Here is a 22,395-nt window from a genome sequence, read left to right on the forward strand (position 1 = left end):
CGGACTAACCGCCGGTTTGCGCCATGAAGCGCACGATCTTTTGCGGTGCCTCGCGAAATTCGTGGCGTTCCGGTTTGCTGGCAATGCCGTCCCGGATGGCCGTGATCAGCTCTTCATCGCTGGCACCGGCACGCAGCAACGAGCCCAGTTCGACGCGTTCTTCCTGCCCCAGGCATAGCAGCAGCGTGCCATCCACCGTGAGTCGTACCCGGTTGCAACTCTCGCAGAAATGCTGCGACATGGGCGTGATCACGCCGATGCTGGTGCCGCTGGAGGGATCGACCCAGTAACGCGCCGGCCCGGCACCGCGCGGCATCAGTTGCGGAATCAGGCCATGCCGGATCGCGAGCCCGTCACCCAGCCGGGTCAGGTCGATGGCAGGCATGCGCTGGCCGGTGCTGCCCAGCGGCATCGGCTCGATCAGGCGCAGCACGAATCCTTCACGCAAGGCGAATTCCGCCATCGGTTCGATCTGGTCGAGATTCTGACCGGCCAGCACCACCATATTGAGCTTGATCGGGGCAAAACCGGCAGCCTTGGCGGCAGCGAGCCCTTCGATCACCTGGGCAAGTCCATCACGCCCGGTGATGCGGGCAAAACAATCGGGATTGAGGCTATCGAGACTCACATTCAGGCGCTGTACACCGGCATTTTTGAGTGCCCGGGCATGGCGCGCGAGCTGGGTGCCATTGGTGGATAGCGACAGGTCGGCGAGGCCGGGCAGGGCGGAAATACCTTGCACGAGGTCGGTCAGTCCGCGCCGCAACAGTGGTTCACCTCCGGTCAGCCGCACTTTGCCCACGCCCAGATGCACGAACAAACCGATCAGGCGAGTCATCTCGGCATGATTGAGCCAGTGTGCGGGTTCCTCGAAATCCTTGAAACCCTGTGGTAGGCAATAGGTGCAGCGCAGATCGCAGCGGTCGGTAACCGATACGCGCAGGTAATCGATGCGGCGATTGAACGGGTCGATCAGCTCGGTAGGCATGGTGGGCCGATCAATGTGCACCGCAACCGCAACCACGCCCGCGGGCAATCTTGTCGCTGTCGGCAATCTTGCTGATGCGCACGCGCCAGAGCGGGCCGCTTTCCAGGTATTCCCAGGCGTAGATGCCTGCCAGTTCCGCCTCGAACAGCCTGTGCAGCGGCTTGGGATCGTGATCGTTGAGAATCTGCAGTGCCTGACCGCGTTTCAGCACGGCAAAGGTCTGAAAGATGGCCGGGTGACGGTCGTAGGGTTCCAGGGTACGCACGTCGATGAGGGTGTCTTTCATGATCACTCCGGCCAGTGGGATGCTTCATTCTGTGGCGGGGAGATGCGCTTGCCAATCCGTCTGCCGGACTAGTCCGGATGGACTATGGGTACGATCCAATGAAACTTCACACTCAGAGGCATCGTATCAATCCGGCTGTTCGGTTACACCTGCTTCAGTAGGCGAGCAAGGGAAAGAACTTCCTATCCTCAATCAGCATATGCTGCGCGACGACCTCATACGCGAGGAAGTGGAACAGTTCGCCCACGCCGGCCTGATCCTTATCGAACCGGTAGGCCAACTGGTTGGCGCGTTGTACCAGATGGGCGTGAAGCTCGCGGTGGTGTTCGCTGTCCGCATAGGCAGCCTGCTGGAAAATGGCCTCCTCAACCCGGAAATGCTGATCGATTTCAGTGACCAGGACTGCGATCAATTGCGTGATTTCTGGCTTTGCCCGTTTATCCAGAATTGCTTTCAGTAGGGTATTGGCATGCTCGAACAGGGCGCGGTGCTGCGCATCGATCTGCGTATTGCCGGATTCGTAGGCCTTGCGCCAGACCAGCTGCACCAGATGCGTATCGGGCTGGGTGGTTTGGCCGGGTTCCTGTTGCAGGCATTCGGTTTCAACCCGGTTGCGACCCGCTGTCTTGGCCCGGTACAGCGCTTTATCGGCGCGATCCAGCCACGAAGCCCAGGTGTCGGTTGATTGGCACACGGCAAAACCAAAGCTGGCCGTGATCCGGTGTCCACCCGTGAACTCATGCTGTTCAACGGCAGAACGCATACGTTCAGCCAACTGGGCTGCACTGGCAAAGCTACTATTGGGCAGCAGTATCAGAAATTCCTCGCCGCCCCAGCGCCCCAAAAGATCGGTGGTACGGATACAGCCCTGTGTCACGGAACAGAACTCCTTCAGGATCTGGTCGCCGATGGTATGGCCGAATCGGTCGTTGATTTCCTTGAAGTGATCGATATCCACCATGATCAGCGATACCGGATGGCCGTAGCGTTCCAGCATGGCTATTTCCAGTTGGGCAGCCTCTTCCAGGCGAATGCGATTCCAGATACCCGTCAGCCTGTCTTTCATCGCCATCAGCCGGATGCGCTCGTCGGTACGTTCCTTGGTCATCAAGACAAAGCCATTTGAAATCAGAATGAGAGTGATGAACGTCGCCAGAAAGGTCAGTGATTGCACCGGTGTTTCGCGCATGATGCTGGAAATATTCTCGGGTGCGATAAGCGTGGTGACAATGCGCATGAGCAGTGTCGCGATCATGATAAAGAGCCCGCAGACCATCAAATGTTTTCCCCTGCCCGTGACATCGTTTTCGCGGTTGAGCAGGTTGAACAATACGATCAGGATTTGAGCCACATAGATCACGCCACCTACGATGATGCGGGCCGCGATATCAGACATAAGAAAGCTGAAAGCCAGGACAACGATCAATGGCGGCATCCAGAGCAGCATGGAAGAGACACGACGTCGCTGGAACTGGGTGATGGCGGAAAGAAAAAGGGAATAGCTGATTGAAAGGACAGTATTGCCAGCCAGCACCGAAAAAAGGTCCGGAATTTTGCCCCGTAGCGCAAACAGGATAAAAGCCAAGGTATGCACTGCCAGTGCCATGGTCCAAGTGTGCAGACCTTCATGATCTTTCGCAGGCGCCACCCACCCCACGGAAAATGCCAGGGTTGCACCTGCGGCGATGATCATCAGAAACATGGTGGGGATGTGGGTAGCCATGCTCGAATTGTGTGTTTGGTGCACTGTTTTAGCAAGAAAACGATGCACTTTTATCGGGCGGGAATGCTTGAATTTGCTGGGTTAAGAAAGATTTCTTCCGGCGTCAGGCCGGGCGAGTAAATCCATGCAGCAGGCTTGTCCATGTTGTGATTTGCAAGGGCCTGTTCAAAGCGGAAAACGCGTCAATCGCTGGCAGGTTTATTGTCTTCCGTTTGTAAATCCTGGTTCCATTCAAACCAGTCATCACCAAACATTTCCACCGGATGTTGCGTACGATCCGAGCCATTGCCACAGCGCAGGCTATCGGCCGGGCAGTACTTGTCGCAGCCCCAGCAGATGCGCTCGGGGTGCTTGGGATGGATGGGAAATTTTTTGGCCATGTGCAAAAATTGCTATCAATGGAGGCAAAAGCATGCCTGATGTTTACGCCGTTGTCGGCGTAAATAGGTCACGGGTGCGTGTGATAAAAGAACCGCCGGAATCCCGGCGGCCAGAAGGAAACGCGCTGTTTATCGGTATTTGCAAGCTGTGCATCGTCTCCAAAACATATCCTAGCGTGGCCGCACCAATTGCCATGCCCGGCTGAGATAACTGGCACTGCCAAACCCGCTCCAGACATGCACCAGCCGGCTGAACGGGAAGATCACGAACAGCGTCATGCCCATGAACATGTGCGCCTTATAGATCCACGGCACATTGACGATCAAGCTCGCTGCATCGCCCTTGAAGGTGACGATGTGCTGCGCCCAATAACCAAGCTGGACCATCACTCCCCCATCCAGATGGCCAACCGAGGTGAAGATACTGATCAACCCCAGCAACAACGTGACCAGAATCCACAGCATTACCAGCTTGTCGCCAAATGAAGTCACGGCGGCGATGCGCGGTTCGGAGAAGCGGCGGTGCAACAGAATCAGCAAGCCGATCAGGCACAGCACACCCAGCAGCGAGCCGCCGACAATTGCCATCATCTGCTTGGCTGCCGTGGTCAGGCCGAAGCTGTGATAGACCTCAACCGGGGTGAGCAGGCCGACCATATGCGTGGCAAACAGGCTGATGATGCCGATGTGAAACAGGATGCTGCCGATGCGCAGATTGCCGCGTTTCAGAAGCTGAGTCGATTCGCTGCGCCAGGTGTATTGCTCGCGCTCGAACCGGATCAGGCTGCCGAGCAGGAACACGGTCAGCGCAATGTAGGGATAAATCCCGAACAGGAATTGGTGCAAGTAAGTCATTGAGGTCTCCTTTGCCGGGTAGGTCAGGCCGCCCGGCGGCCGGGATGGAACTGGATCGTCTGCACGGCCGGTTTCAGCAGTGGTTCGGCACCATCCGGGCTCGGGCCAAACATCTCCATCGCTTCATCCATATCGCGCACCGGGGGTTCGGTCAGCGGCAACGGCATCACGTCACTCAGATCGACCAGTACATGGAAGATCGCGGCATACGGGCTTTCGTTGCGGTGCAGACGCATGCCGATAGCCGCCAGCACATGAATCGCTTCACCCAGCATTTGCTTGGCCTGATCGGACGGCAACTCGCCCAGGAATTCCAGAAACAGCGGTACGTAGTCAGGCAATTCTTCGTTGCCCGGTTCCAGGCCGTGGCGGCGGTATTCCTCCATCAGATCAACCATGGCTTGCCCGCGATCGCGCGATTCGCCGTGCACATGCTCAAAGAGGTGCAGCGAGTGCGCCGGGTTGCGGTCGAACGTGGCGACATAGTTTTCCTGCAGTTCGATCAGACTGTGCGCATCGATGAAACGGCGCAGCGCTTGCAAATCCGGGTGCAGTGCCAGCCAGGCGCTGAGCGCTTCGTCGATCTCGTTGCGCGCGGCAAGCAGGCCCGGTTCCGGGTAGGAAAGCAGTGCTGAAAGCGCACGATAGAATTGCGGTTCGGGCCACATCATTGCTCCTCCTTCTGCTTGCGCGATTTGGGCATGTCGACAAAGATCGTGCTGCCCTGCGACTTCTTGCCAAAGAGCGAGCCTTCGCTGGTTCCACCCGAGCAGCCGTTGCCGAAAGTGAAACCGCAACTGCCTTTCTCGTTGAAGCTGTCTTCAACCATTTCCTTGTGGCTGGACGGAATCACGAAACGGTCCTCGTAGTTGGCAATCGCCATGATCTGGTACATTTCCTCGACCTGCGCGGCAGTGAGTCCGACCTGATCCAGCACCTTCGCATCGCCCTTGCCATGCACCGATTCGCCGCGTTTGAAGGCGCGCATCGCCAGCATCCGGTCGAGTGCGGAGACGACCGGCGCTTCCTTGCCGGCGGTGAGCAGGTTGGCGAGGTACTTCACCGGAATGCGCAGCTGGCTGGTATCCGGAATGATGCCGTTCATTCCGAGCTGCCCGGCTTCGGCGCGCGACTGGATCGGCGAGAGCGGCGGGATATACCAGACCATCGGCAGCGTGCGGTATTCCGGGTGCAGCGGGAAGGCGACCTTCCATTCCATCGCCATCTTCCACACCGGCGATTTCTGCGCAGCATCGAGCCAGCTTTCCGGAATGCCCTGCTTGCGCGCTTCTTCCAGGATGGCGGGATCGTTCGGATCGAGGAACAGCTTGAGCTGTTCTTCGTACAGATCCTGCGTGTTCTCGACCGAGGCGGCGGCTTCGATCTGGTCGGCGTCGTACAGCATCACGCCCAGATAGCGAATGCGGCCAACGCAGGTTTCCGAGCACACGGTCGGCTGGCCCGCTTCGATACGCGGGAAACAGAACGTGCACTTCTCGGCCTTGCCCGATTCCCAGTTGAAGTAGATCTTCTTGTACGGGCAGCCCGAGATGCACATGCGCCAGCCGCGGCACTTGTCCTGATCGACCAGCACGATGCCGTCGTCCTCGCGCTTGTAGACCGAGCCCGACGGGCAGCTCGCCACGCAGGTCGGGTTCAGGCAGTGCTCGCACAGGCGCGGCAGGTACATCATGAAGGTGTTCTCGAAGGTCGAGTACATTTCCTTCTGGATGTCGTTGAAGAGCTGGTCGCGGCTGCGCGAATCAAACTCGCCACCCAGATCATCTTCCCAGTTCGGGCCCCACTCGATCTTGGGCATCTTCTTGCCGGTGATCACCGAGATGGGCCGCGCGGTCGGCGGCGTCTGCGACAGAGGCGCCTTCTGCAGGTGCTCGTAGTCGTAGGTGAACGGCTCGTAATAATCGTCGATCTCGGGCATGTTCGGGTTGGCGAAGATGTTGCTCAGAATCTTCAGCTTGCCGCCCTGCTTGGGTTCGAGCTTGCCGTCCGACGTGCGCACCCAGCCGCCTTTCCATTTTTCCTGGTTCTCCCATTCCTTGGGGAAACCGATGCCGGGCTTGGTCTCGACGTTGTTGAACCAGGCGTATTCCACGCCATCGCGGCTGGTCCAGACGTTCTTGCAGGTCACCGAACAGGTGTGGCAACCGATGCACTTGTCCAGGTTCAGCACCATGGCCACTTGGGCTCTGATTTTCATGTATTGCACTCCTTGCGTCGTGCGGTGAGGAGTGAGAGGTTAGGCGAGAGGGGTAAACCCCAGCCACACTCACTCTTCACCGGCGCATTTCTGTTTACAGATGCGGGAAGGTCTTTACTCCTGACTCCTCACGCCTTACTCCTCACCGGCGGCTTCGACGAGCGGCCCTTCCAGCCAATCCACCTTATTCATCTTGCGCACGATCACGAATTCATCGCGGTTGCTGCCGACGGTGCCGTAATAGTTGAAACCATAGGAAAGCTGCGCATAGCCGCCGATCATGTGCGTGGGCTTGGTCACCGCGCGCGTCACGCTGTTGTGGATACCGCCGCGCTTGCCGCTGGTTTCCGCGCCGGGCACGTTCACGATCTTTTCCTGCGCGTGGTACATCAGGCACATGCCCTTGGGCACGCGCTGGCTCACCACCACACGCGCGGTCAGCGTGCCGTTGACGTTGAAGACCTCTACCCAGTCGTTATCCTTGATGCCGGCTTGCTTGGCTTCGACCTCGGATACCCAGACGTGCGGGCCGCCGCGGCTCAAGGTGAGCATGCGCAGGTTGTCGGAGTAGGTCGAATGGATGCCCCATTTCTGGTGCGGGGTAATCCAGTTCAGCACCAGCTCCGTGTTACCGTTGGGCTTGTTGCCGAGCATCGGGCTGACGGTCTTGGTGTCGATCGCCGGCTTGTAGACGCACAGGCCTTCGCCGAAATCGAGCATCCAGCGGTGATCCTGGTAGAACTGCTGGCGGCCGGTCAGCGTGCGCCATGGAATCAGCTCATGCACGTTGGTGTACCCGGCGTTGTAGCTGACCTCCTCCGATTCGAGCCCCGACCAGGTCGGCGACGAGATGATCTTGCGCGGCTGCGCCTGCACATCTCTAAACCGAATCTTGTCGTGTTCGCGCCCCACAGCCAGATGGGTGTGATCGCGCCCGGTGATCTTGCCCAGCGCTTCCCACGCTTTCACCGCGACATGGCCGTTGGTTTCCGGCGCGAGGCTCAGGATCATCTCGGCGGCATCGATCGCGCTTTCCAGCTTCGGCCGGCCCTGGCTCACGCCCTCGGCCTGCACGGTCTTGTTCAGGTGCGCGAGTTCGGTGATTTCATCGCCGGTCTTCCAGCCGATACCCTTGCCGCCGTTGCCGAGCTTGTCGAGCAACGGGCCGATCGAGGTGAACTTCTTGTAGACGTCGCCGTAATTGCGTTCGACCACTGCGATGCTCGGCATGGTCTTGCCCGGAATCGGCTCGCATTCGCCGTGCTTCCAGTCCTTCGGCTCGAACGCCTGGCCCAGCTCGCCCGGGGTGTCGTGCAACAGCGGGGTCAGCACCAGGTCTTTCTGCGTACCGAGGTATGGGCCGGCGAGTTCCGAGAACTTCTTGGCGATGGCCTTGTAGATTTCCCAGTCGCTCTTCGATTGCCACAGCGGTTGCACCGCTTCCGACAGCGGATGGATGAACGGGTGCATGTCAGAGGTGTTCAGGTCGTCCTTCTCGTACCAGGTCGAGGAAGGCAGCACCACGTCGCCGTAGAGACAGGTGGTCGACATGCGGAAATCGAGCACCGTCAGCAAGTCAAGCTTGCCCTCCGGCGCTTCTTCGCGGAATTTCACTTCGGATGGGCGCAAGCAATCGTCCTCTTCGCTGAAGAGGGCATTTTGTGTGCCGAGCAGGTACTTGAGGAAATACTCGTGCCCCTTGCCCGAGCTGCCGAGAATGTTCGAGCGCCAGACGAACATATTGCGCGGGAAGTTCTTCGGGTTGTCCGGATCGTCACAGGAGAACTTGAGTCGCCCGGCCTTGATCTCGTCGACTGCAAACTTCACCGGATCGGCACCGGCCGCGCTGGCCGCGGCTGTCAGGTCGAGCGGGTTGGTTTCCAGTTGCGGAGCGGAAGGCAGCCAGCCCATGCGTTCGGACTTGGCGTTGAGATCGAGCAGCGTCTGGTGGCCATATTTGCCGCTGTCGGCGGTCGGCGCGAGGATTTCGTTCAGCGAGAGCTTTTCGTGGCGCCACTGGCTGGTGTGGTTGTAGAAGAAGCTGGTCGAATTCATCTGGCGCGGCGGGCGTACCCAGTCGGTGGCGAACGCGAGCGGCACCCAGCCGGTCTGCGGACGCAGCTTTTCCTGGCCCACGTAATGCGCCCAGCCGCCGCCGGATTGGCCGACGCAGCCGCACATCATCAGCATATTGATGATGCCGCGGTAGGTCATGTCCATGTGATACCAGTGGTTCAGCGCCGCGCCAACGATCACCATGCTCTTGCCTTGCGTGTCGTGCGCGTTCTGGGCGAATTCGCGCGCCACCTGGATCACCAGATCGCGTTTGACGCCGGTATGCTTCTCCTGCCAGGCCGGGGTGTAGGGGATGTCGAGGTTGTAATCATTGGCAACATGGCCACCACCCAGACCGCGATCGACGCCATAGTTGGCCATGGTCAGATCGAATACGGTGGCGACCAGTGCTTCGGAACCGTCCGCGAGCTGGATCTTTTTCACCGGCACGTTGCGCACCAGCAAGTCGCCGGCATCCTGGCCGCCAAAGTACGGGAAGCCGACACCGACCACGTCATCGCGGCCATTGATCAGCGAGAGTTGCGCATCGATCTCGCGCAGGCAGTTACCGTCTTTCTGTTCCAGATTCCAGCGACCGATCTTTTCGCCAGTCTCGCCCCAGCGGAAGCCGATGCTGCCGTTGGGCGCAACAATCTGGCCGGTTTTTTCGTCGATCAGCAGTGTTTTCCACTCGGGGTTATTGGCTTCATTGAGGCTGTCTGCGAGGTGCGAGGCGCGCAGGAAATGATCGGGCACATACATGCCGGCCTGATGCCTGAGCAGCACCAGCATCGGCATGTCGGTGTACTGCTTCACATACGAATTGAAATAGGCCGATTGCCCGGCGGTGTGGAATTCCTTGAGGATCACGTGGCCCATTGCCATCGCCAGCGCGGCGTCGGTACCTTGCTTGGGCGCGAGCCAGATATCGCCGAACTTGACCATTTCACCGTAATCGCTCGAAATCGCGACGGTCTTGGTGCCCTTGTAGCGCACTTCGGTGTAGAAGTGGGCATCCGGCGTGCGCGTCTGCGGCACGTTCGAGCCCCATACCATCAGGTAGGTCGAGTTGTACCAGTCGGCGCTTTCCGGCACGTCGGTCTGTTCACCCCAGATCTGCGGGCTGGACGGCGGCAGATCGCAGTACCAGTCGTAGAAGCTCATGCACACGCCGCCTATCAAGGAGAGATAACGGCTGCCGGCGGCGTAGCTGATCATGCTCATGGCCGGAATCGGCGAGAAACCAATTACTCGGTCCGGGCCGAAATTCTTCACCGTGAACGCATTGGCGGCGGCGATGATCTCGGTCGCCTCGTCCCAGCTCGCGCGCACGAAACCGCCCTGACCGCGCACGCTCTTGTAGCGCTTGGCCTTGACCGGGTCCTGGCTGATGCTTTGCCAGGCGGTGATCGGGTCCATGGTCTTGCGCGCCTCGCGCCACATCTCCATCAGGCGGCCGCGGATCAGCGGGTATTTCACGCGCTGCGCCGAGTACACGTACCAGCTATACGAGGCGCCACGCGGGCAGCCGCGCGGTTCGTGGTTGGGCAGATCCGGGCGCGTGCGCGGGTAGTCGGTCTGCTGGGTTTCCCAGGTGATCAGCCCGTTCTTTACGTAGATCTTCCATGAGCAGGAACCGGTGCAGTTCACGCCGTGGGTGGAGCGCACGATCTTGTCGTGCTGCCAGCGGCTACGGTAGGCGTTTTCCCACTGGCGATCCTCTTCGACGACCGCGCCGTGACCATTGGAAAAGGTTTCCTTGGTGCGGGACAGGAATTTCAATCGGTCCAGAAAATGGCTCATATTCTCTTCTCCATCGGTGCGGCCATTACGACAAAATCAGTTGTTCAAATTTCGCAGTTCAAATCACGTTAAGCGAGCGAGCCAAAGCAGGTTGTGGGAGCCCGGAGCACAGAAACCGGAATGTACTTATAGGTACATGAGGATTTCGAGCACCGCGCAACCACAAGATGCGAAGGCACAGCCGCTTAACAAGGCATGGGGGCGTTTTTGCGGCTGTAGAAAAACCAGGTAATCAGCACGCAGCTCACGTAAAAGGTCAGGAAGAAATACAGCGCCACTTCCGGACCGCCGGTAGTTTTCATGGATAGCCCAAAACTCTGCGGAATAAAGTAGCCACCATAGGCACCGATCGCACTGATGAAGCCTGCGGCCGCAGCCGATTCCTTCACCCCGGCCAGTTTGGCCTGGCGCTGTGCGATTTCACCTTGTCCGGCGGCACGGCGTTCGGCCAGCGTGATGAATATGGTCGGGATCATCTTGTAGGTGGAGCCATTGCCAATGCCGGCACAGGCAAACAGCGCCAGGAAACTGGCAAAGAAAACCGGCCAACTACCGGCACTGTCTGCTTGTGGCAGGGCAGAGAGCACGCCGAGCACGCCGCAGATCATGCCGACGAACACCAGCAGCGTAACCCTGGCGCCGCCGATGCGATCAGACACCATACCGCCGATGGGGCGGATCAGCGCGCCGATCAAGGGGCCGAGAAAGGCATACTTGGCAATCGGAATCAGCGGAAACAGCGTTTTGGTCAACAGGGCAAACGCACCGGCAAAGCCGATAAAGCTGCCGAAGGTGCCGATGTAGAGGTAGCACATGATCCAGTTGTGGGTGCGGCGGAAAATCACGGCCTGCTCGCTGATCGAGGACTTGGCATCCGCAATGTCGTTCATGCCAAACCATGCTGCCAGCGTTGCGATGGCGATCAGTGGCACCCACATGAAACCGGCATTTTGCAGCCACAGGCTCTGCTGTACACCATCCTTGAGGTAAGTCTGCGCATCACCACCCAGGCCACCAAAAATTGGAATGGTCACGGCCATCGGGATCAGCAACTGTGCGATCGACACGCCAAGGTTGCCAAAACCGGCATTCAGGCCATTGGCAGCACCCTTCTTCGCGGCCGGGAAGAAAAAGGCGATATTGGCCATCGAGCTGGCGAAATTGCCGCTACCCAGCCCGCACAACAGCGCGATGGCCAGCATGGTCGGGTAGGAAGTGGCCGGATCCTTGACGGCGAACCCCAGCCAGAGTGCCGGTATCAGCAGCACGCCAGTCGAGATCGTGGTCCATTTGCGTCCGCCAAAAATCGACGGCATGAATGAATAGAAAATGCGCAAGGTCGCGCCGGACAAATGGGGCAGGGCGGCCAGCAGGAAGAGCTGATCCTTGCTGAAGGCAAAGCCGGCATTGGGCAGATTCAGCGTCACCATGCTCCACATCACCGAGATAATGAAGCCAAGCATCAGGCAGGGAATCGAGATCCACAGATTGCGCCGTGCCGTGTCTTTGCCGGTTTCTTCCCAGAACTGGGCATTTTCCGGCTCCCAGCGGTGCAGAACGTGTGTGGCCATGTTGGAAACTCCTTGTTGCAAGAATCAGTGATGACTGGTTGCCAGCGCGCGTTGCCCTTCGGCCACGGCTTCCGGACGGAAGCTGAAATGCATGCAGATCAGCGAAACGCAGACCGTGCCGAACATCAGCATGAAAGAGCTCGATCGCACACCGGTCAGATCGACCGCCGCGCCGAACATGATCGGCAGGATGAAGCCACCCATCCCGCCAGCCAGACCAACCACGCCGGAAACCGCACCGATATTGGCCGGGAACTCATCGGAAATGAACTTGAATACGGATGCCTTGCCTACCGCCATGGCGATGCCGGCCACGAACAGCAGAATGGTGAACGGCACCGGTGTCAGCCCGATATGAAAGGCTTGTGGGCCGCTGACGGTCTGGATCACAAAATCGGTCTGCGGATAGGAAAGGATGAAAAAGATGCCGCCGCACAGCCACATCACCCACCAGGTCACCTTGTAGGCGCCGTAATGGTCGGAAATCCAGCCACCCAGCGCGCGCAGCACACCGCCTGGCAATGAAAAACAGGCTGCGAGCAGTGCAGCGGTCTGCATCGTGAAGCCATACTCGCTCACGTAATACTTGGTCATCCACAGCGCGAGCGCCACGTAGCCGCCGAACACCACCGAGTAGTACTGGCAATAACGCAGCACGCGCGGGTCTTTCAAAAGCTTGAGTTGATCGGCGAAACCGGTCTGACGGCTCACCAGGTGAGCGGGATCACTGGCGGAAAACAGCCAGAAAAGCAAAGCCGTGGCGAGCATGGCCACGGCATAGACCTGTGGCACTGCCTGCCACCCCCAATAGGCAATGATCACGGGGGCGACAAACTTGGTCAGCGCCGAACCGGAATTGCCAGCACCAAATACGCCCATCGCCAGCCCCTGACGATCGCGGCTGAACCAGCGCGCCACATACGGCGTGCCGACCGAGAACGAACCGCCGGCCAAGCCCAGGAACAGGCCAAGAACAAGGAAATGCCAGAATTCGGTGGCGTAGCTGATCAGCCAGATCGGAATCACAGTGGCAAGCATCAGGCAGAGAAAAACAATGCGACCGCCGTAGCGGTCAGTCCAGATACCCAGCGGTACGCGTACCAGCGAGCCGGACAAGACCGGCATGGCGGCCAGCAGCCCGAATTCGGTTTCGTTCAGGCCGAGCTTCTGCTTGATGGGAATGCCGAGCACGGCAAACACCATCCACACCGCAAAGCAGATGGTGAAGGCAAAGGTGCTGGCAAACAGCACGGATACGGCATGCTTCTTCTGGGCAGACATGGCAGGCCTCGCTCGGGTGTACTGCGACACCTGAAGACTAGACCCTGAAATGCAAAGGGGAAATTCGTCTTTGGCAGGGGGTACGACTCAGCCAAAAGAACTAGTCACCCTGTCGATTCGTCGAAAATACAGGTTCCGATGGAGTAATGCCGTTCACTTAAGTGGCTATTTACCCTCTCTCCCACAAGCGGGCGAGGGGAGTGTGTGGCTATCCACCGATTTTGCTCCCTCTCCCGCACGCGGGAGAGGGTTGGGGAGAGGGTAAGCGGCCCAAATATCCCTTAAGTGAACGGCATGAGTTCCGATGGAGTCAGTCTTTCATCCCAAGCCTGCGCGCGAGTTTGTGCAGGTTGCTGGCGTCGAGCTCCAAGGCCCGCGCCGCGCTGGCCCAGTTGCCATCGCAATTCGCCAGCGTCTGCCGGATCAACTGGCGCTGGTAGGCATCCAGCGCGGTCTTGAGCGGCAGATTGCCTGAAGTTGTCACTGGGTCGGGCAAGCCGAGCACCTCTTCGGGCGGCAGGTCGGCGGGTTGCAGGTCGAGATCGAGATGTTCCGGCTCCAGCGTCACGATCTCGGTGCGGTTCGCACCACGACTGACTGCGCGCAGCGCGGCGCGGCTGATCACGTGTTCGAGTTCGCGCACATTGCCGGGCCAGGAATAGGCACACAGTGCCAGTTCCGCTTGCGGAGACAGGCGCAGGCTGCGCACGCCTAGCCGGGTACGGTTCATTTCCAGAAAACTGCCTGCCAGCAGCAGTACATCATTGCCGCGCTCGCGCAGCGGCGGAATCTGTACCGGGTAGACGGAAAGCCGATGATAGAGATCGGCACGGAAATGGCCATCGCGCACACGATCATGCAGCTGGCGGTTGGTCGCGGCAACGATGCGTACATTGACCTTGTGCGGTTGGTCCGCGCCCAGTCGCTGGATTTCGCCATTCTGCAAGGTGCGCAGCAGTTTGGCTTGCACGGTGAGCGGCAACTCGCCAACTTCATCCAGAAACAGCGTGCCGCCATCGGCTGCTTCGATCCGGCCGGCGCGCTCGCCCACCGCGCCGGAAAACGCGCCTTTCACGTGGCCGAACAATTCGCTCTCGGCCAGCGATTCCGGCAAGGCCGCGCAGTTGACCTGTACCAGAGGGCCCTCGGCACGGCGCGAAGCGCGATGCAGTCGGCGTGCGAACAATTCCTTGCCGACGCCGGTTTCGCCTAGTAGCAGTACCGGCAGCTCCGAATCGGCGACGATATCGAGTTCGTGCAGCAGCTCCAGCAACTGCGGACTTTGCCCGATGATCTCGACCTCACCGGCCAGTGGCCGGGTCAGGGCCAGTGTTTCCTGGCTGGCGCGGCCGCTGCGCAGGCTGCGGTTTTCCTCCTCCAGCCGGGTGACCCGCACCACGGTTTCGATCACCAGTGCGAGCCGGGACAGATCATCGCGCGCGGCCTCACCAAAGACACTGTCGCTCAGCGCATCCAGCGTGAGCGCGCCCCAGGGGTTGCCATCCAGGGATAGACTGATGCCCATGCAGTCATGCACCGGCAGTGGCTCGCCCAGATGATGGTCGAGCAAGCCATCGTAGGGATCAGGCAGGGTGCTGCCGGGCGGGAAGCGTACCGGGGCGCGGCTGGCCAGGATGGCGGAAAGACGCGGGTGCTGCGCCACCACGAACCGGCGGCCGAGTGTTTCGCGCGCCAAGCCATCGACGGCAAGCGGACAGAGGCTGTCGCCCTCGTTTTTCAAAAGTCCCACAGCACCACAACCGAAGTGGGTACGGATCGCGCTGACCAGCCGTTGCAGGCGCACGGCACGCGGCAATTCAGTGACCAGATCGGCCAGCAACAAGGTTTCAATCATGGTAAATAAAACCCTATAACGGTATTTAATACCCTAAAATAATAAGGTATAAAATACCACAAATAAAATAAATATTTTAAAATCAATGCATTAAGAACTGGCACGGCACTTGCGTTATGCAGGGCGTTAACCACTGCGAACAAAGGATTGCCATCATGAGCCTGCTTGAACAACCCATCGGCCAACTTGCCTGTGCCTTGCCGGGCGCCACCCGCGTTTTCCACGCCCACAAGCTCGACTTCTGCTGCGGTGGCCACAAGACGCTGCGCGAAGCGGCGGAAAAACGCGGTGTCGATATCCAGGCACTCTTGGCCGAGCTGGAGCCGCTGCAAAACGTCGACTCGCAAGACCGCGACTGGCGCACCGCACCTTCCGATGAATTGATCGAATATATTCTGGAACGTTTCCATGAGCGGCACCGCGAACAGGTGCCGGAGCTGATCCGTCTGGCGCGGCGCGTGGAGCAGGTGCATGGCGATCGCCCGGATTGCCCGAACGGCCTGGCCGACCATCTGGAAGCCATGTATCAGGAACTGCTCAGCCACATGATGAAGGAAGAACAGATCCTGTTCCCCATGCTATTGCGCGGCAGCAACCGCATGGCGCAGGCACCGATGTCGATGATGCGGTTCGAGCATGATCAGCATGGCGATGCACTGGCCACGCTGGTTGCGCTGACCCACGACATCACCCCGCCTACCGACGCCTGCAATACCTGGCGTGCGCTCTATGCCGGCCTGAATGTGCTGCGCGAAGACCTGATGCAGCATATCCATCTGGAAAACAATGTCCTGTTCCTGAATGCGGAACAGGCTGCAACGGCGGTCAGATAACCCTTTTCCCCGGCCTTGCGCCGGGGATTTTTCTGGAAACACCATGTTCGGACTGGCAAAAAAATCAGAATTGGCGGGCGTGCGCCATGAAAAAGACACGCTGCAGGCTGAAAATGCGGCACTGCGGGCGCGATTGCAGCAACTGGAAGCAGAAAAATCCGAATTGACTCACCAGCTGGAGGAAAGCCGGACGCGGGTGCAATACCATCATGGCATGTTCGCCAGCATGACCAATTTTGGTCATTCACTCGATGGGTTGGGGCAGTCGTTTTCCGGGCTGACGCAAGCGCTGGACAGGCAAAAGCTGGCAGCTTGCGACATGGCGGCCGAGGCATCGCACAGCGGGCAATCACTGGCAAAAATGAGCGACAACCTGGGCAGCCTGTTTGATCGCATGGACAAGACTTCCGATAGCGTCAGCACCTTGCACGATCAGGCCAGCCGTATCGGCGGCATTATCCAGCTCATCAAGGAAATTGCCGATCAAACCAACCTGCTGGCACTGAACGCCGCGATCGAAGCGGCCCGTGCAGGCGAGGCCGGGCGCGGATTTGCCGTGGTCGCCGATGAAGTACGCAAGCTGGCAGAGCGCACAGCGCAGGCCACGAATGAGATCACCGGCCTGGTCGGCCAGATTCAGGATCAAACCGGTCAGGTGCGCGATCTGATCGGGCAGGGTGCGCAGGCCGCGCAGCACTGCAGCCAGGATGGCCGCAACGCCACCGCTGCCATGCAGCATGTGCTGGATACGGCCAGAAACATGGAATCTGCCATCATTCGTGCGGCGCAGGTTGCCAACGTCGAGCTGGCCAATCTGGAAGAGCTGGCATTGAAACTGGCTGTCTACAAGGTTTGCATGGGAGACAGCATCACCAGCTTGCCGCAATTGCCGGCATTTACCGACTGTCGTCTCGGACAGTGGTATTACAGCGAGGATGGCCGGCATTCCTTCTCGGCCAATCCGGCCTTCCGGGCCATGGAAACGCCGCATCGCGCCGTCCACGAGCATGCCGTGCAGGCATTGCAGCGTTTCCGCGCGGCAGATCTGCCCGGTACCCTGCAGGCGATAGCCGCCATGGAACAGGCCAACCTGGCCGTGATGGGCGAAATGCAGCGCCTGCTCGAAATTTATTGACCACGCCGATTGAAATTTTAAAGGGCTGTCATTTCGGCGCAGACCGAATCCAGGGCTTGCGCTGTCTGCGCCGGGGTGACGAGTCAAACATCACAGGGCCGGATCAATAGTTCTCCATTCATACATTCAAAATAACCTCGGAACTTGTTCTGCGTCTGCAGCAATACTTGGCAAGACCATGAACAAGTTCCCGGTTGCTTCGCCATGAAGATCGGCATGGTTCGCCTTGCTCATCGAGGTAATCGATAACTGGCTTGCTCCCGGCTTGCAGTGGCATCATTGCTTTGCACAATGAATGTATGCGGCGCATCACAAGTGCTGCCGCATCTTTGCCAACAGTCCTGATCGGACCATACCAAGGAGCATAACAATGAAAATTTCACTGATCGGCATGGGCGCCGTCGGCACCGAAATCGCCGGACTGCTTGTCAATATGGCGGATGTCTCGGAAATCGTTGCGGTGGATCGCTCGCGTGAAAAGGCCGAAGCCGAAATCTGGGATTTTTCGCATACCACGTCGTTCACCTACTCGAAGAACCCGCAGCTGATTGCCGGCGATTATCCCGATACGCAAGGCAGCGATGTGGTGGTGATCACCGCCGGGGCACAGATCACCAAGGGGCAAACGCGCGATGCGATTCTGCGCGACAACACCCTGATCATGCGCAGCATCATCGAGCAGGTCGAGAAATATTCGCCCGATGCCATCATCATCAATGTGACCAACCCGGTTGAAGTGATTACCCACGTCGCGCTGCGCCATTCTTCCTATCCGCGCAATCGGGTATTGAGCGCTGGCACGATCATCGATAGCGCGCGCTTCATGCGCATCCTTAGCGAGCACGTGCACATCGATCCCAAGAACATCTTCGGCTACATGCTGGGTGAACATGGCTCGACCGGCTTCATTCCGTGGAGCATCTGCAATGTGTGCGGGCTGGATGTCGATACCTATTGCCGGCTGAACAATATCCCGCCGGTGGACAAGGCCGCTATTCAGCAAAGCGTGCTCAGCGTGGGCTACGACATCTTCAACCGCAAGGGCAATACCAATCATGGTATCGCCGCGAGCGTATTCCGCATGATCCGCGCGATCGAAACCAATGAGCATTCCGTGTTGCCGGTCGGCGTTTGCCTGGAAAACCAGTATGGCGTGAATGACGTGGTCATGAGCGTGCCGTGCGTGATCGGGCGCAATGGCGTGGAGAAAATCCTCAATTATCCGTTTACCGAGGATGAACTGGCCGCCTTCAAGCGTTCCGAGGCGCATTTGCGCGAGATGATAGAATTGGCCCAATCCTTCTGACATGCACAATGACTGCCAATGATGATGCCACCAGGCAAGCCATGCCCCCAAGAACTGACACCTTGCCCGGTAGATCGCAGTGCGTTCCCCTTGCTGGTACGCAATCCGGGCTTGGTCTACGTCGACAATGCCGCCACGACGCACAAGCCTGTTTGCGTGCTGGAGGCCGAGCGCAATTTCTACGAAACTGCCAACGCCAACGTGCACCGCGCCGCCCACCGGCTGGCGGTGGCCGCCACCGATGCATTTGAAAACGCCCGAACCACGGTCGCACGCTTTCTGAATGCTGCCAGTCCGGATGAAATCATTTTTACGCGCGGTGCAACCGAAGCCATCAATCTGGTGGCGCAGAGCTGGGGCAGGGCGCAGATCAAGCCCGGCGATGAAATCCTGCTGACCGAACTGGAACACCACGCCAACATCGTACCGTGGCAGTTGCTGGCGCAAGAGACTGGCGCACAGATCCGGGCAGTACGCATCCGGCCGGATGGTTCGCTCGACCTCGATCATTTCCACGCCCAGTTATCCAGCCGTACCCGGCTGGTAGGCTGTACACTGGCCTCCAATGCCATTGGCACCGTGCCGCCGATTGCCGACATCATTTCGGCTGCGCATGGCCATGGTGCCCTCGTTCTGCTTGATGCCGCGCAGGCCGTGGCACACCAGTGGGTCGATATGCAGCAACTGGACGCGGATTTTTGTGTTTTTTCCGGTCACAAGGTCTACGGCCCGACCGGCATCGGTGTGCTGTGGGCGCGTGCGCAGCTGCTGTCAGCCATGCCGCCATGGCAAGGTGGCGGCGAAATGATCGACCGTGTCAGTTTTGCCGGCACCACCTTTGCCGCACCACCAGCCCGGTTTGAAGCCGGCACGCCGCCGATTGCACAGGCGGTCGGCCTGGCAGCAGCGCTGGACTGGCTGATGCGGCAAGATCGAAACGCCATCGCCCGGCACGAAACCGCGCTGCGCCAGCGACTGGAAACGGGGTTGCAGCGTATCGCCGGCGTGCGCCTGTATGGCGAAGCCGGGAACAAGGCGCCTCTCAGCGCCCTGTCGTTTACCACGGCTCATCCGTTTGACGTGGCGCAGTTTCTGGATTCGCGCGATATCGCCGTACGTGTCGGCAGTCACTGCGCGCAGCCGCTGCTGGCCGCGCTCGACGTACCAGCGCTGCTGCGCATCTCGTTCGCTGCCTACAATACCGCAGAAGAAGTAGACCGTATTCTGGCATCACTGGAGGAAATTCTCGAATGGCTGGCATGATGCCGCTGACGCGCGAAAGCGTTGCCCAACAACTCGCCGCAGCACAGGGCTGGGAGGCCAAGAATCGTACCCTGGTGCAACTTGCGCGTGAATTGCCGGCCTTGCCGCAAGCTCTCTGCGTGGAGGAAAACCGGGTAAGCGGCTGCGAAAGTCGCGTATGGCTGGTTTGCAACTGGAGCAAGGATGGGCTCGCGCTGGAAATGGCCAGCGATTCGCGCGTGGTGCAAGGGCTGCTGGCGCTCGTTTATGCCTGTTATAACGGGCGAAGCCGGCAGGATGTGCTGGATCTGGATTTTGAAGCCTGGCTGGGCGAGCTTGGCCTCAATCGCTTTCTGTCGGCATCGCGCGGCAGCGGTTTGCGCGCGATTGTCGCGCGTATACGCAGTTGTACGGAGCAAATTGGCATTTAAACCACGTTTTGTATCACTGAATTGGCATGGCATGAATTGCTTGGCTATGATGGCGCACTGTCCGTAAAGTCCCTGCCATGCTTAAAGAAATCGATTCCGCCCAAGCCGATGCCCTGCTGAAAAGCATGGTGATCCCGCCACGCCCGGCCATTCTGTTGCAACTGGAACAGGAACAGATGCGCGAAGAGCCGGATTTTGCCGCGATCGCGCAGCTTATCTCCAGCGATCTGACCCTATCCGCCGCTGTGCTGAAGACGGTGAATTCACCATTTTTCAATCTGAACAACCGCGTGTCGTCGGTTTATCAGGCGCTGCAACTGCTGGGCTTGCGCAATCTGGGCAATATCGTGCGTGGCGTATTGCTGCGCCAGGCACTGAGCCCGGAGGGCGAAGCCAAGATGGAACGCTTCTGGCTCAATTCCCTGCGCGTGGCGCTGGTTTCGGCCAAGCTGAGCGAACGCATCCATGGCATGGCGGCCGATGAAGCGTATACCTATGGTTTGTTCCAGGATTGCGGCATGCCGCTGATGCAGGCGCGCTTTTCCAGCTATCGCGCCACGCTGGATAAATGCGAAGGCGTCAGCCTGGACAAGGCGCTGGAAATCGAAGAGCAGCGCCACCAGACCAATCATGCCGTGGTCGGGTATCTGCTGGGCCGAACCTGGTTCCTGCCCGATCACATCAATCTGGCCATCCTCAACCATCAGCACATCAATATTTTTGATTCACCGGAAGATAGCCACTGGCATCAGGTGTGCAGCCTGATTGCCGTGGCCGGACTGGCCGGGCATGTGGTGCGCAAGCACTTCATCCAGCCGCCGATCCGGGATTGGCGCCTGATCGAGCCGGTTTTCCTGCGCCATCTGGGCATGGAGCGCAGCGAGTACGAGGATCTGACCGACCAGATCAACCGCTTTCTTGATGCGGTGTAAACCAGCAAAAGAAAACGGGGCGTTTGATAACGCCCCGTTTTTCCATCCTGCAGCCTGGGATTACTTGATTCGGGCCCGTACTTCTGCCGGATTCAGATCCGGGAAATGCTTGCGGATCAGATCATCCAGATCGGCTTCGAATGCTTGCCAGCGCGCGGCATCGCTGTCTCGCTCGGCCTTGGCTGCGCCTGCCAGTACGTTGCGGATCATCCCGGCACCCGATGTGGCGTTGGTCAGGCGATCAATCACGATAAAACTGCCGCTGCCACGGCAATCGCGATAGGCATCAAAAACTACCGGTGCATTGGTTTCGATGCGGCACAGGGCAATTTCGTTCAGGCCCAGACCGTTTGCCGGCAATTGCTCCAGGGTATTGACGTCAACACGGTAATCAATGGCACTGATCCGTCCGAACACCTGTTTGCCCGCCAGCTTGAACGCATACTCCTTGCCAACCGTCAGGGGCGATTCATTCATCCAGACGATATTGGCTTCGAAGGCTTGCGCCACGTTCGGGTGGGCTTCATCGGCGCGTACGATCATGTCGCCACGCGAGATATCGATTTCATCTTCCAGTGTCAGGGTGATGGCCTGGCCGGCAAAAGCCAGCGGCAGCTCGCTATCCGCCGTCACAATCGCCTTGACCTTGCTGCGCTTGCCGGAAGGCAGTGCCACGATCTGATCGCCGGGGCGAATTTCACCGCTGGCGATGGTGCCGCAGAAACCGCGAAAATCGAGATTCGGGCGGTTCACATACTGCACCGGCAGACGGAAGGCCTTGAGTGCCTGATCCTTGCTCAGCGTGACGGTTTCAAGCAGATGCATCAGGGTGGGGCCAGCATGCCAGGGCATACGCTGGCTGGCATTGACCACGTTATCGCCGCGCAGCGCGGATATCGGCACAAAGCGGATATCCGGAATATTCAATTGTTCGGCAAATGCCAGATATTCGCGCTGAATATTGGTGAAGACTTCCTCGCTGAAATCCACCAGATCCATCTTGTTGATGGCTACCAGTACATGGCGGATACCGAGCAGGCTGACGATGTAGCTGTGACGGCGTGTTTGTGTCTGTACGCCACGCCGCGCATCGATCAGGATCACGGCCAGGTCGCAAGTCGATGCACCAGTGGCCATGTTGCGCGTGTACTGTTCGTGCCCCGGGCAATCGGCGATGATGAACTTGCGCTTGTCGGTGCTGAAGTAGCGATAAGCCACATCGATGGTAATACCTTGTTCACGCTCTGCCTGCAGGCCATCGACCAGCAGGGCCAGATCGATATCTTCATCGGTCGTATTGTATTTCTTTGAATCGCGCTCAATTGCCGCCAGCTGATCTTCGAAGATCAGTTTGGAATCATGCAGCAGGCGGCCGATCAGCGTGGACTTACCGTCATCAACGCTGCCGCAGGTGATGAAACGCAGCATGTCCTTGTTTTCGTGCTGCTTCAGGTAGGCCAGGATATCGTTTTCGATCAGTTCGGATTGGTGTGCCATATTT

General features: G+C 58.9%; 18 protein-coding genes and 1 pseudogene. 7 read left to right on the top strand and 12 right to left on the bottom strand.

Annotation, left to right across the window (positions count from 1 at the left end; genetic code table 11):
- Window positions 1-4: 4 nt before the first annotated feature.
- From moaA to norR, 11 genes are all read right to left on the bottom strand, one after another.
- Window positions 5-988 carry a GTP 3',8-cyclase MoaA gene (moaA, locus tag AC0KVQ_RS11965; RefSeq protein ID WP_473421393.1) on the bottom strand — a complete coding sequence of 328 codons (984 nt, stop codon included), beginning with the start codon at window positions 986-988 and terminating at the stop codon, window positions 5-7.
- Window positions 989-998: 10 nt separating this feature from the next.
- A complete protein-coding gene (locus AC0KVQ_RS11970) occupies window positions 999-1,274 on the bottom strand; it encodes a DUF2249 domain-containing protein (protein WP_473421394.1) in 276 nt (91 codons plus the stop codon).
- 154 nt (window positions 1,275-1,428) lie between these two features.
- Window positions 1,429-2,997, bottom strand: coding sequence for a diguanylate cyclase (locus AC0KVQ_RS11975; RefSeq protein ID WP_473421395.1), 1,569 nt, complete (start codon window positions 2,995-2,997; stop codon window positions 1,429-1,431).
- Between the two features lie 182 nt (window positions 2,998-3,179).
- Complete coding sequence (locus tag AC0KVQ_RS11980; protein ID WP_473421396.1) at window positions 3,180-3,377, bottom strand: DUF3079 domain-containing protein; 198 nt, start codon at window positions 3,375-3,377, stop codon at window positions 3,180-3,182.
- Window positions 3,378-3,548: 171 nt separating this feature from the next.
- On the bottom strand, window positions 3,549-4,232 hold the full coding sequence (gene narI / locus AC0KVQ_RS11985) for a respiratory nitrate reductase subunit gamma (RefSeq protein WP_473421397.1): 684 nt from the start codon (window positions 4,230-4,232) through the stop codon (window positions 3,549-3,551).
- A gap of 23 nt (window positions 4,233-4,255) precedes the next feature.
- Complete coding sequence (narJ, locus tag AC0KVQ_RS11990; RefSeq protein WP_473421417.1) at window positions 4,256-4,900, bottom strand: nitrate reductase molybdenum cofactor assembly chaperone; 645 nt, start codon at window positions 4,898-4,900, stop codon at window positions 4,256-4,258.
- Window positions 4,900-6,450: a nitrate reductase subunit beta gene (gene narH, locus AC0KVQ_RS11995; RefSeq protein ID WP_473421398.1), complete on the bottom strand. Its 1,551-nt coding sequence runs from the start codon at window positions 6,448-6,450 to the stop codon at window positions 4,900-4,902. Before narH ends, narJ begins: the two co-directional genes overlap by 1 nt.
- A 135-nt stretch (window positions 6,451-6,585) precedes the next feature.
- A complete protein-coding gene (locus tag AC0KVQ_RS12000; RefSeq protein WP_473421399.1) occupies window positions 6,586-10,308 on the bottom strand; it encodes a nitrate reductase subunit alpha in 3,723 nt (1,240 codons plus the stop codon).
- Window positions 10,309-10,493: 185 nt separating this feature from the next.
- A complete protein-coding gene (locus AC0KVQ_RS12005; RefSeq protein ID WP_473421400.1) occupies window positions 10,494-11,879 on the bottom strand; it encodes a NarK family nitrate/nitrite MFS transporter in 1,386 nt (461 codons plus the stop codon).
- A 24-nt stretch (window positions 11,880-11,903) separates the two neighbouring features.
- Entirely contained in the window at window positions 11,904-13,160 is a 1,257-nt protein-coding gene (locus AC0KVQ_RS12010) for an MFS transporter (protein ID WP_473421401.1), read from the bottom strand.
- Between the two features lie 310 nt (window positions 13,161-13,470).
- On the bottom strand, window positions 13,471-15,015 hold the full coding sequence (gene norR, locus AC0KVQ_RS12015; protein WP_473421402.1) for a nitric oxide reductase transcriptional regulator NorR: 1,545 nt from the start codon (window positions 15,013-15,015) through the stop codon (window positions 13,471-13,473).
- A gap of 155 nt (window positions 15,016-15,170) precedes the next feature.
- Between norR and ytfE the strand changes: the two genes are divergently transcribed.
- The 7 genes and pseudogenes from ytfE to AC0KVQ_RS12050 all read left to right on the top strand — a co-directional run bounded on the left by ytfE (window position 15,171) and on the right by AC0KVQ_RS12050 (window position 20,894).
- Complete coding sequence (gene ytfE, locus AC0KVQ_RS12020; RefSeq protein WP_473421403.1) at window positions 15,171-15,848, top strand: iron-sulfur cluster repair protein YtfE; 678 nt, start codon at window positions 15,171-15,173, stop codon at window positions 15,846-15,848.
- A 451-nt stretch (window positions 15,849-16,299) separates the two neighbouring features.
- Window positions 16,300-16,587, top strand: a pseudogene (locus tag AC0KVQ_RS12025) (methyl-accepting chemotaxis protein); the annotation flags it as partial.
- A gap of 21 nt (window positions 16,588-16,608) precedes the next feature.
- Window positions 16,609-16,983: a CZB domain-containing protein gene (locus tag AC0KVQ_RS12030; RefSeq protein WP_473421418.1), complete on the top strand. Its 375-nt coding sequence runs from the start codon at window positions 16,609-16,611 to the stop codon at window positions 16,981-16,983.
- A gap of 370 nt (window positions 16,984-17,353) precedes the next feature.
- Window positions 17,354-18,289 carry a malate dehydrogenase gene (locus tag AC0KVQ_RS12035; protein WP_473421404.1) on the top strand — a complete coding sequence of 312 codons (936 nt, stop codon included), beginning with the start codon at window positions 17,354-17,356 and terminating at the stop codon, window positions 18,287-18,289.
- An 18-nt stretch (window positions 18,290-18,307) separates the two neighbouring features.
- Complete coding sequence (locus AC0KVQ_RS12040) at window positions 18,308-19,552, top strand: aminotransferase class V-fold PLP-dependent enzyme (protein WP_473421405.1); 1,245 nt, start codon at window positions 18,308-18,310, stop codon at window positions 19,550-19,552.
- The gene (locus AC0KVQ_RS12045; RefSeq protein WP_473421406.1) at window positions 19,540-19,962 is read left to right on the top strand and encodes a SufE family protein; all 423 of its coding nucleotides are present in this window, start codon (window positions 19,540-19,542) and stop codon (window positions 19,960-19,962) included. The genes AC0KVQ_RS12040 and AC0KVQ_RS12045 overlap by 13 nt, the downstream gene beginning before the upstream one ends.
- A 77-nt stretch (window positions 19,963-20,039) precedes the next feature.
- The gene (locus AC0KVQ_RS12050; protein WP_473421407.1) at window positions 20,040-20,894 is read left to right on the top strand and encodes an HDOD domain-containing protein; all 855 of its coding nucleotides are present in this window, start codon (window positions 20,040-20,042) and stop codon (window positions 20,892-20,894) included.
- 60 nt (window positions 20,895-20,954) lie between these two features.
- Here AC0KVQ_RS12050 and cysN read toward each other — a convergent pair whose 3' ends face one another.
- A complete protein-coding gene (gene cysN / locus AC0KVQ_RS12055) occupies window positions 20,955-22,391 on the bottom strand; it encodes a sulfate adenylyltransferase subunit CysN (protein ID WP_473421408.1) in 1,437 nt (478 codons plus the stop codon).
- Window positions 22,392-22,395: the final 4 nt, after the last annotated feature.

It is taken from the genome of Formivibrio sp. oc-25 (assembly GCF_055810895.1).

Excerpts from the sequence above, each read along its gene's own strand:
- AC0KVQ_RS12030 (WP_473421418.1), top strand. The coding sequence starts at position 16,609 with ATGGAATCTGCCATCATTCGTGCGGCGCAGGTTGCCAACGTCGAGCTG.
- AC0KVQ_RS12040 (WP_473421405.1), top strand. The coding sequence starts at position 18,308 with ATGATGATGCCACCAGGCAAGCCATGCCCCCAAGAACTGACACCTTGC.
- AC0KVQ_RS12035 (WP_473421404.1), top strand. The coding sequence starts at position 17,354 with ATGAAAATTTCACTGATCGGCATGGGCGCCGTCGGCACCGAAATCGCC.
- AC0KVQ_RS12005 (WP_473421400.1), bottom strand. The coding sequence starts at position 11,879 with ATGGCCACACACGTTCTGCACCGCTGGGAGCCGGAAAATGCCCAGTTC.
- cysN (WP_473421408.1), bottom strand. The coding sequence starts at position 22,391 with ATGGCACACCAATCCGAACTGATCGAAAACGATATCCTGGCCTACCTG.
- narI (WP_473421397.1), bottom strand. The coding sequence starts at position 4,232 with ATGACTTACTTGCACCAATTCCTGTTCGGGATTTATCCCTACATTGCG.
- AC0KVQ_RS11970 (WP_473421394.1), bottom strand. The coding sequence starts at position 1,274 with ATGAAAGACACCCTCATCGACGTGCGTACCCTGGAACCCTACGACCGT.
- AC0KVQ_RS11980 (WP_473421396.1), bottom strand. The coding sequence starts at position 3,377 with ATGGCCAAAAAATTTCCCATCCATCCCAAGCACCCCGAGCGCATCTGC.
- narJ (WP_473421417.1), bottom strand. The coding sequence starts at position 4,900 with ATGTGGCCCGAACCGCAATTCTATCGTGCGCTTTCAGCACTGCTTTCC.
- narH (WP_473421398.1), bottom strand. The coding sequence starts at position 6,450 with ATGAAAATCAGAGCCCAAGTGGCCATGGTGCTGAACCTGGACAAGTGC.
- AC0KVQ_RS12045 (WP_473421406.1), top strand. The coding sequence starts at position 19,540 with ATGGCTGGCATGATGCCGCTGACGCGCGAAAGCGTTGCCCAACAACTC.
- AC0KVQ_RS12010 (WP_473421401.1), bottom strand. The coding sequence starts at position 13,160 with ATGTCTGCCCAGAAGAAGCATGCCGTATCCGTGCTGTTTGCCAGCACC.
- AC0KVQ_RS12000 (WP_473421399.1), bottom strand. The coding sequence starts at position 10,308 with ATGAGCCATTTTCTGGACCGATTGAAATTCCTGTCCCGCACCAAGGAA.
- moaA (WP_473421393.1), bottom strand. The coding sequence starts at position 988 with ATGCCTACCGAGCTGATCGACCCGTTCAATCGCCGCATCGATTACCTG.
- AC0KVQ_RS12050 (WP_473421407.1), top strand. The coding sequence starts at position 20,040 with ATGCTTAAAGAAATCGATTCCGCCCAAGCCGATGCCCTGCTGAAAAGC.
- ytfE (WP_473421403.1), top strand. The coding sequence starts at position 15,171 with ATGAGCCTGCTTGAACAACCCATCGGCCAACTTGCCTGTGCCTTGCCG.
- norR (WP_473421402.1), bottom strand. The coding sequence starts at position 15,015 with ATGATTGAAACCTTGTTGCTGGCCGATCTGGTCACTGAATTGCCGCGT.
- AC0KVQ_RS11975 (WP_473421395.1), bottom strand. The coding sequence starts at position 2,997 with ATGGCTACCCACATCCCCACCATGTTTCTGATGATCATCGCCGCAGGT.